We start from the raw sequence: 8,793 nt of genomic DNA, 5'->3' as shown, positions 1-8,793 counted from the left end.
GTGCAAGAGAATGGTTTTGATTGATTCAAGATAAACAGGTTTGAAATGAGAGAATCTTATGTTATTCGGGACTCTCACTCAACATACAAAACAGTGAATTATCATTATAAATCAATATCTTGTACGATGATTACGGGGTTTAATGTGGATTTACGTCCTTTTGGTAGAGGATAATGGCAAAAGTCTTTTTGACCAGTTCTTGGGATATGGAGCGTATAGCGCCTTATCTTGAAGAAATCATTGCATCTTTTAATGAGTATGTAGAGCGTTTCAAACATGAAATTACGTTGCAAGAACTCATTGAATCTATTTGCATGGGCGAGAAACAGTTATGGCTTGTTTTGGATGATGAAGAGCGATTTTTAGCGGTAGTCACGACCCAGATACAACAGACAGTTTTAGGAAAGAAACGCGCGCTCATTTGTGAATGTAGTGGGACGGGCGTTCTTGATCAAGTTGACAATTTGCAAGTTGCAGAGGATTGGGCGCGTGAGAATGGCGCTTTTGAAATGGAGATCTTGGGTCGTTTGGGTTGGAAACGTGCATTGGACAAGCAAGGTTACAGCATAGATATGCTTTATTACAGGAAGGAATTGTGAAATGGGGAGCAAGACACCAGCAACAACAGAACAAAAGCAGGTACAGACAAGCGCCCCTCCTGCTTGGATGGAGAATGTATTTAAGCGTGGGGGTAGGGATGCGTATCAAATGTATGACACAGGGATTGGGGGTAATGTGTATGGGGGACCTCGTATTGCCCCGTTAAGTGATCAAACGCGCTATGGCATTAGTGGTCTTGGCAGTATTCCTCATCATTATCAAAATCGCTCTTTGATGAATACAATCTATAATCCAACGTCGGCAGCCATGAATCTTAGACATATGGCTTCTGGTGGTATGGTTGGACAGAATCCGTCTTTTAATGCCGCCCTTCAAAATAGCTTAGACCGTGTAAGAGATACGATTAACAGCTCTTTTGCAGGTGCGGGTCGTTATGGGTCCGGTGCACATGCAGGTGTATTGGCAAATGAACTTGGTGCTTTGTCCACAAGTGCTATGGCAGATCAATATAATCGTGATGCGGACCGCATGATGCAAGCGAATTCACTGATAGACCAAGCCAATCAAAATCAGTTGGGAGCCTCAAATAACTTCTTACAGGGTTATGGCAATGCCTATTCCAATGCCATACAGGGGGGAGGTGTGCTTGATAATTACAATCAGAGAGTTGTTGATGCTAATCGTGAACGTTGGCTAGAGCAAGACAATAGCGGTTGGAATAAGTTGAATATGCTTATGAACGCCGGTCATGGCTTTGCAAGGAATTACGGCACGACGACGAATAATAATACAGCCTCTATGATGCAAGGCAATAACCCATGGAAAAATGTAGGGGCTATAGGTTCTCTGGCACTTCAAGCAGCACCGATGGCTTTTGGTTATATGGCAGGTGGTCCAATGGGAGCAGCGTTGGCAGGAGGAGCATCCAAGTTTTTTTTAGATTACATGAATCAAAAGTGAGCTCTGTAGAATAATTAAAGAATAGTTTTGTAGGAGAGTGTGATGGTTGCACCGATAATACCAATGGCTTTAGTAGCAGGAGCGAGATTTGCACCGCATATTATGAGATATCTTTATCCCAGAGTGGCTCCAAAAGCGATTACAGGGGCGCAAAGATTTGGACAATTCATGAAAGCAAATCCAAAGAGTGCCATAGCTACTGGAGGGGCAATGACTCTTGCCCCTTTGATGGCACCAGAGGAAGTACATGCTCCAAACAACCCCTATTTACAGAATATGCAGCAGCCATATGGACCATTTATGCCCTATACGGCTCCTAAAACGGAAATGCCTTTAGGAGTTGATCAACAGCCATCTATGCCAAATGCACTAGAGAGTACTCCACAAGAACTTAAACTTCATGTTAATGAACAAACGCAACCATTAGCACCCGCATCTCCAACACCGACTCCTGAACCAACAGATGCAGAGAAATTTTTACAGTCCAATACTTATAAGTTTTTTCAATCAGATGCGTATCAGAAGCTCAAAGATCTTTTTGCAGGTATGTCGGCAGCACCCACAGATGGTTCTGGATGGGATGCGCTAGCAAGTGGTGTGAAGCATCTTAATGAAGGAGATAAACAAAGAGAGCAGATTAACCAGACCGTCGAGTATCTAAAGTCCAAAGGCTACAGTGATGAAGAAGCACGGTTCATTGCTGGGAATAAAGATGCGTTGAATGCTTTTCTATTACAAAAAGTGAACGGCGGTTATGATGCTAGATCTAAAGAAGAATTGGACCGCCTACGAGAAACGATAGAGCTTAAAAATAGAGAAACTATCAGTAATAATACACTCCATGACATTGAACGTTTTATGAACTATATAGAAGAAAATGGTGAATGGGCTACAGGTAATGCGGCTAGTATACAAGCTCAGTTGGGTGTTCCTCAACACCGTGATATGAGTTCACTGCTTGATTCCATTAAAAATCGTATAGGTATTGATCGTTTAGAAGCGATGAGACAGTATTCGCGTAATGGCGCCTCAGGTTTTGGAAATCTCACAGAAAGAGAACTTGATATCTTAAAGAGCTATTTAGGAGAGATAAAGTACAACTTGGGTCATAAAGAGCTCTTGTTTAGGTTGAAAAAAATCCATGAAATTTTGGGTAAGATGAAATCAGACGTATTGTCTTTGCTAGAAAACCGTCACGTTGCATTAACGCAAGAGAATGTTGATAAGGTTACATCACAGCCGCATTCTAAAGCTCCACAGCAAGAACATAGTAATCAGTTACCAAAAATGAGTTTAGAAGAGGCATCTATTAAGGATAACGTGCCTTATTTTATAGATAGTTCCAGTGGTAAAATTCTTGTTAAGGAGAAATAGTAATGGACCCTTATAAAGCTTCTGGTGAGATTAATTCTCAATATGTATACTCTAAGAATGGAACGCGTTTCCGCGTAGTTGAAGACCCTGATGAAATTGAAAAAATTATAAGATCACATGCTAACACTTTTCCTTCGTCCTCTTCTCAATATGTATATTCTAAAAATGGAACGCGTTTTCGCGTAGTTGAAGACCCGTCTGAGATTGCAAAGCTATCTAATTCTTTTTCTGAAAGTCAACAAAGTACAGTAGATCAATCAAGTACACCAGATTCTTCTCCACTTGATGGGCAAGGATTGGAGCAAGACGCGTGCGGCTTGGAGCCACCTTATATCTGGTCTCACGGCAGGTTATAGTGATGAGATACAAGCGGCGAATGAAGCGGGTTTTACGGATTATTGGAGCGGTGATAAACGAGCAGAAGAAATCTATAATAGAAGAGTAGCTAAGGAGCGCGCTTACCAAAAAGCCTTGGAAGAGAAACATCCATGGTTGTCTTCTGGTGCTTATATTGCTGGTTCGATTTTACCAACATTAGCATCTTTGGGTATTCCCGCATTAAATTTTTTGCGAGCAGGTTCGACTTTAGGAGGTTTAGGTAGGGGAGCTTTTGTTGGGGCAGGTTCTGGAGCTTTACACGGTTCTGGTACAGGAGAAGGTTACAATGATACGGTGAATTCGGCGTTAGCTGGTGGTGTTGGTGGGGCAGTTTTGACGCCGGTTGCTGCTTTAGGAGGTATAGGTATTTCTAAGGCAGTTCGTAGTTTAGGAAATGCTTTAAAATCACCTCCACTTGTAAGGAATTATTTTAATCCCGCTCATAAAGAGGTTTCCAATAAGGCTTTGCGAGAAGTTGCCAAGCAACTTTACGATAATAAAACCCAAAAGATCACGGAACGTCTTAGCTCAGAACCTCAGGAAGTATTTTTGACAGATATTAATGAAAAACTACGACAGACTTTGTGGAATGCGTCTAAAACAAATGAAGATGTTTATAATCTCTTGAAACAAGCGCATGAGAAAAGATTGGGAGGTTCTGTTCAACGTCTTGATGATATGATGGAGCAGACAATTGTTCCATACCAGCATAGCGATACTTTAAGCAGGACGCTTAAACAGCAAGGGAAAGAAGCGCATGATCATCTTTATGAACAAGCAAGGCAAACGCCGATAGGACGAGAGTATTATCCGGCTCTTAATAAACTTTTTGAAAATAAAGGGTTTCAAAAAGCTCTTAAAGAAGCTGTCAATACTTTAGAGGAACACCCTCTCAGTATAAATCCTAGAAGGTTTTATGATAGAAGATTTAGCAGTATAACCTATAAACCTACGATAGAGTTATTAGATCAAACTAAGCAGTCTCTTGATGATTTAATCGAAAAAAGTAAGAAACATGGCGATAACCAAAAGATTTTAGGATACGAAGTCCTCAAACAAAATTTGGTAAAAATAATGGACGAAATCTCTCCTACGTACAAAGCAGCACGCGGTAGTGCGGCAAAATTCAAAAACTTTGCAGATAGCTTTGAGGAAGGTAGGCAAGCTCTTGGAACAAAGCTTGAAAAGAGTTTTGAAAGGGATGCAGTTCAGGAAAATCTTTCTAAAGGGAATTGGACAAAACAAAATAATACCTATCAGATGGGCATGAGAGATGCATTAGATGATTTACTCAGAAAAAATGATGACCCTATTAATGAATTTTCTAAACTTTTAAAACAAAATCTTGCATCTGAGAATCTTAAAAGGATGATAGGACCGGAACGGTTTTCTACTTTTAAAAAGGCAGTAGATCAGGAGCAATTCTATTCTGATGCAGCAAAAGAGGGTTTTAGCAAATTTGAAGGCATTCCTAAGATTTCTCTTTTTGATGGAGTTCGTGTACCACATAGTATTCCTGATATACCAGCTCAAGGCTTAAAATTAGCACGAAACATATTTTTTCATCCGAATGCACCAGAGGCGCTACGAGCAAAACGAGAGCTAGAGCGCGGTATAGCGAAATTAGCAACTTTTGGCGTTAAAGGAATGGAGCGCAATGAAATTGCCAAATTGATTCAAAGTGCTTTGAAGTGGCATAAAGCCGGTGTGATAACGGATGAAGGCTTGAAGATTGTTTCTAGAGCTGTAGCAAAAGGGTTAGGTCCTAGTGCTTCAATAGAGTATGCGAAATGACCCGTTATAGTCCTTCTGTTAATCAAGCGATACGGCAAACGGCAGCACGTTATGGTTTGCCAGAGAGTTATTTGTACCGTGTTGCGCAAGTGGAAAGTGGAGGCAATCCGAATGCAAGGAATCCTCGTTCCTCTGCTGGTGGGTTGTATCAATTTATCGATAGCACCGCCAAACAATATGGTTTGCAGAATAGATTTGACCCCATGCAAGCGGCAGATGCCATGGGGCGGTTGACACTTGATAATCGCAATCATTTAAGCCGCCTTTTGGGAAGAGCGCCTAGTGAAGCGGAATTGTATTTAGCACATCAACAAGGGGCAGGGGGAGCAGCGCGTCTTTTGCAAAATCCCCATGCCAATGCGGCGCAAATTGTTGGCAGCAATGCGGTTGGCTTGAATGGTGGTAACAACGCTATGCGTGCAAGTGATTTTGTCAACCGTGTATTACAGATGTATGGGGGGCAGCCTTATAGAGCAAGCCCTGTAGCGCAGGGTGGCATTAGAAATAGAGACAACTTGCTCGAGGTTTTAAGGGCATTATTAGCATCACAAGAAGAAGCTTCGGAAGAAGAAGAGAGTGATGATGATAATCCTTTGATGACGCAATTCATGCGGGCGTTTTACGGACCGTTTTACCAGAATTAGGATTTATGAGAGATGTCAACGATTTATGATTGGTCGCTTAGAGCGGCGGATAATACGCGCGTGGATGATTTGATTGATTGGTCAGAGGGACAGCATCCTAGCAGTGTGAACACGAGCGCTCGTGTGATGATGCAGCGCGTAAAGGAATACTTGTCAGATACGGGTGGAGCGCTTGAAGGCATTGTTACAAATGATCATGTCCAACAAACGAGTGTGATAAGACTTGCAAGCACCTCACAGTTTTTAGAGTATAAGAATGGTATCGTTTTGCGCTTTATGGCGACGGGTAAGAATGTTGGAGCGACCACGATTGTCTTAAACACTTTAGATGGCAAGCCGGTTTATAAGGCGACAGAATTAGGCATCAGTGCATTATCGGGAGGGGAAATCCAACAAGGGTGCATTTATACATTGGTTTATAATGGAGATCATTGGCATCTTGTTAATCCTACCTCTATCCCTTTAGAAGAAGAAAGCAGTCTTTATCCCACGGGTTTTATAGGAACGTTTGGAATGCGTGGGATTCCAAAGGATTGGTTAATTTGCGATGGGAAGGCTTATTTGCGTCGTGATTATCGTGATTTATTTGAGACGATAGGAACGGTTTGGGGAGAGGGGGATGGCGTTGAGACGTTTAATGTTCCCGATTTTCGAGGGATGTTTTTACGGGGTGTTGATGGAGGGCGCAATATTGATAAGGGGCGTTCTTTTGCAAGTGTGCAAACAGATTTAATCGAGTCTCACCAACATCAAGGACAGAGCCTTTCGATGTCTCATTTTACCAGCAACGAAAACTTTTGGGATGGGAATACGACGGATGTATTGGGCTATCGTCTAGGCTTGTTTGGGGGGAGCTCTCTAGCGAATTTTATGGGCATAGAGCGTGAGAATTTAGGAGGCTACATTGTAAGTTCTCATACTTTTGATGAAAGCCCAGAGGTTGTTTTGGAGAGCACTGGTGAAGGCGAGACGCGTCCAGTAAATGTGAGTGTTCTGTTTGCGATTAAGTCATGAGGTTAAAATGTCGACAATTTATGATTGGTCTTTAAATGCCTCCTTGAATGCCTATTGTGATGATTTAATAGATTGGTCAAAAGGACAACGTCCTAGCAGCGTGAATAACAGCGCCCGTGTGATGATGCAGCGGGTGCGTGAATATTTATCCGATACGAGTGGTGTGATTGAAAGCACTTTTACGGTTGATGCTGAACAGCAGACGACGTTGATAAGACTTCAAAGTAAATCGCATTTTTTGAAATATAAGAATGGGATATCAGTTTGTTTTAAAGCGAAGGATAAGAATGTTGGGGAAACCGCAATTGCCTTGAATGATTTAGCCGCTAAACCTGTTTATAAGGCGACGGAATTAGGCATTCGTGCATTATCTGGAGGCGAGCTTCAAAGGGGGTGCATTTATATCTTGGTTTATAGGGATCATGCTTGGCAAGTTTTAAATCCTACGCCTTTCTCTTTATCACAAGAGCCGGTTATCCCCGTTTATCCTCCAGGGACGATAGGAATTTTTGGGATGCAAGTTTTGCCAGATGGCTGGTTATCCTGTGATGGGAAGGCTTATTTGCGCAGTGATTATCCTGCTCTTTATGAAGCGATAGGGATCAGGTGGGGTGGCGCTGATAGTTGGACGAAGTTTAATGTTCCCGATTTGCGTGGTGTTTTTTTACGAGGTGTTGATGATGACCGCGAGATAGACCGCTTTCGTTATCTTGGCACTTTACAAAATGATGCTATGAGAAAGCATGACCATGGGGGTCAATCCTTTACGATTTTGAATGATGAAAATCAGGAGGAGAGTTGGCATGGTGATATGACGATCATCTGGGGGTATGTGTTGAATGACCAGCAAAGGTTGAAGCTTGCTGAACGTTTGGGTGTGAGGGCAGAGGATATACGCGTGCATCATAAGCTCGCCTTTCCCCATTCCCACCTTCATATGCGTGATGTTGCGTTAGCAAGTTCAGGTGTAAGTGAGACGCGCCCGATTAATATGAGTGTTGTGTTTGGAATCAAGACGTGAGGTTCATATGTCGACGATTTATGATTGGTCTTTAACGGCATCTGAGAATGGTGGTGCTGATGCTTTGATTAATTGGTCAGAGGGACAGCATCCTAACACGGTCAATAATAGCGCCCGTTTTATGATGCAAAGGATAAGTGAGTATTTATGGGATACGGGTGGAGCGCTTGAAGGCATTGTTACGGTTGATAATAACCAAAAGACGAGCGTGATAAGGCTTCTAAGCCAATCGGCATTTTTAGAGTATAAGAATGGCATATCGGTTTGTTTTAAAGCGAAGGGCAAGAATGTTGGGGCGACAAAAATTGCTTTGAATCATTTAGTTGGCAAACCTGTTTATAAGGCGACAGAAACCGGTTTATTAGCCTTATCGGGAGGAGAGATACAAGATGGTTGTCTTTATACAGTCATGTATGATGAAGAGCTTTCGGGGTGGCAAGTTCTCAATCCGACAAGGGGTAAAGTTTCTCCCTTAAAACGCTTACCCTCCGGTCTGATAGGACCGTTTGCAATGGAACGCTTGCCGGATGGTTGGTTGCCATGTGATGGAAGTTCTTATTCACGGTATGTTTATTGGGATTTATTTTGTGTCATAGGAACGACGTGGGGAGAAGGGGATGGCGTTGAGACGTTTAGTGTTCCTGATTTTCGGGGGATGTTTTTACGGGGCATGGATTATGAACGCAATCTAGACCCTTGGCGTTCTTTTGCAAGTATACAACCCTGTTCTTTGAAAGTGCACGAACATTTTATAGGTCCAGCGTCATCAGAAGGTCTTTCTTCTCGTAAAAAACGGGATGTTTCTTCTTCTGAAGGTCACTTGCAAAGGCGAAAGAGAGCTATAGACGAAGAGTGTGTAGGTTTGAGTGGGGATAGCTTAAAAAAATGTCATGAAGAATTTGACCGAATAGTGGGCATTTCCAAGCCTCAAGAGGTTCCATTTTGGTTTACAGAAAAAGACAAGCCGCCGCGCTTACCTTGGTTTATCAGGAGCCCCTTTGCTAATTTTTTATATTATTCAACGCCTATAACAGAAGGTCTGAATGA

Annotated in this window: 9 protein-coding genes; all 9 read left to right on the top strand. The window is 42.3% G+C overall.

The annotated features are described in order from the left end of the window. Positions 1-173: 173 nt before the first annotated feature. The gene (locus ACFINF_RS08340; protein ID WP_375620469.1) at positions 174-599 is read left to right on the top strand and encodes a hypothetical protein; all 426 of its coding nucleotides are present in this window, start codon (positions 174-176) and stop codon (positions 597-599) included. A 1-nt stretch (position 600) separates the two neighbouring features. Further along, positions 601-1,521 carry a hypothetical protein gene (locus tag ACFINF_RS08335; RefSeq protein ID WP_375620468.1) on the top strand — a complete coding sequence of 307 codons (921 nt, stop codon included), beginning with the start codon at positions 601-603 and terminating at the stop codon, positions 1,519-1,521. Positions 1,522-1,563: 42 nt separating this feature from the next. Then, the gene (locus tag ACFINF_RS08330) at positions 1,564-2,895 is read left to right on the top strand and encodes a hypothetical protein (RefSeq protein ID WP_375620467.1); all 1,332 of its coding nucleotides are present in this window, start codon (positions 1,564-1,566) and stop codon (positions 2,893-2,895) included. 2 nt (positions 2,896-2,897) lie between these two features. Further along, positions 2,898-3,251 (top strand): hypothetical protein, encoded by a 354-nt coding sequence (locus ACFINF_RS08325; RefSeq protein ID WP_375620466.1) that lies wholly within the window; start codon positions 2,898-2,900, stop codon positions 3,249-3,251. Further along, positions 3,181-5,067 carry a glycine zipper family protein gene (locus tag ACFINF_RS08320; RefSeq protein ID WP_375620465.1) on the top strand — a complete coding sequence of 629 codons (1,887 nt, stop codon included), beginning with the start codon at positions 3,181-3,183 and terminating at the stop codon, positions 5,065-5,067. The genes ACFINF_RS08325 and ACFINF_RS08320 overlap by 71 nt, the downstream gene beginning before the upstream one ends. Further along, positions 5,064-5,711 (top strand): transglycosylase SLT domain-containing protein, encoded by a 648-nt coding sequence (locus ACFINF_RS08315; RefSeq protein WP_375620464.1) that lies wholly within the window; start codon positions 5,064-5,066, stop codon positions 5,709-5,711. Before ACFINF_RS08320 ends, ACFINF_RS08315 begins: the two co-directional genes overlap by 4 nt. 12 nt (positions 5,712-5,723) lie before the next feature. Next, entirely contained in the window at positions 5,724-6,725 is a 1,002-nt protein-coding gene (locus ACFINF_RS08310; protein ID WP_375620463.1) for a phage tail protein, read from the top strand. Positions 6,726-6,732: 7 nt separating this feature from the next. Next, entirely contained in the window at positions 6,733-7,746 is a 1,014-nt protein-coding gene (locus ACFINF_RS08305; RefSeq protein ID WP_375620462.1) for a phage tail protein, read from the top strand. Positions 7,747-7,753: 7 nt separating this feature from the next. Further along, positions 7,754-8,793: phage tail protein (locus tag ACFINF_RS08300; protein WP_375620461.1), on the top strand; the 1,040-nt coding region annotated here is incomplete at its 3' end.

It is taken from the genome of Bartonella sp. TS25HLJMH (genome assembly GCF_042193505.1).
GTDB lineage: Bacteria > Pseudomonadota > Alphaproteobacteria > Rhizobiales > Rhizobiaceae > Bartonella > Bartonella grahamii.
The sequence above is the reverse complement of the archived record's forward strand: the minus strand, read 5'-3'. Positions and strand labels throughout refer to the sequence as shown.

Bases quoted from the DNA above. Each gene is read 5' to 3' on its own strand.
- ACFINF_RS08340 (WP_375620469.1), top strand. From the start codon at position 174: ATGGCAAAAGTCTTTTTGACCAGTTCTTGGGATATGGAGCGTATAGCG.
- ACFINF_RS08335 (WP_375620468.1), top strand. From the start codon at position 601: ATGGGGAGCAAGACACCAGCAACAACAGAACAAAAGCAGGTACAGACA.
- ACFINF_RS08330 (WP_375620467.1), top strand. From the start codon at position 1,564: ATGGTTGCACCGATAATACCAATGGCTTTAGTAGCAGGAGCGAGATTT.
- ACFINF_RS08325 (WP_375620466.1), top strand. From the start codon at position 2,898: ATGGACCCTTATAAAGCTTCTGGTGAGATTAATTCTCAATATGTATAC.
- ACFINF_RS08320 (WP_375620465.1), top strand. From the start codon at position 3,181: ATGGGCAAGGATTGGAGCAAGACGCGTGCGGCTTGGAGCCACCTTATA.
- ACFINF_RS08315 (WP_375620464.1), top strand. From the start codon at position 5,064: ATGACCCGTTATAGTCCTTCTGTTAATCAAGCGATACGGCAAACGGCA.
- ACFINF_RS08310 (WP_375620463.1), top strand. From the start codon at position 5,724: ATGTCAACGATTTATGATTGGTCGCTTAGAGCGGCGGATAATACGCGC.
- ACFINF_RS08305 (WP_375620462.1), top strand. From the start codon at position 6,733: ATGTCGACAATTTATGATTGGTCTTTAAATGCCTCCTTGAATGCCTAT.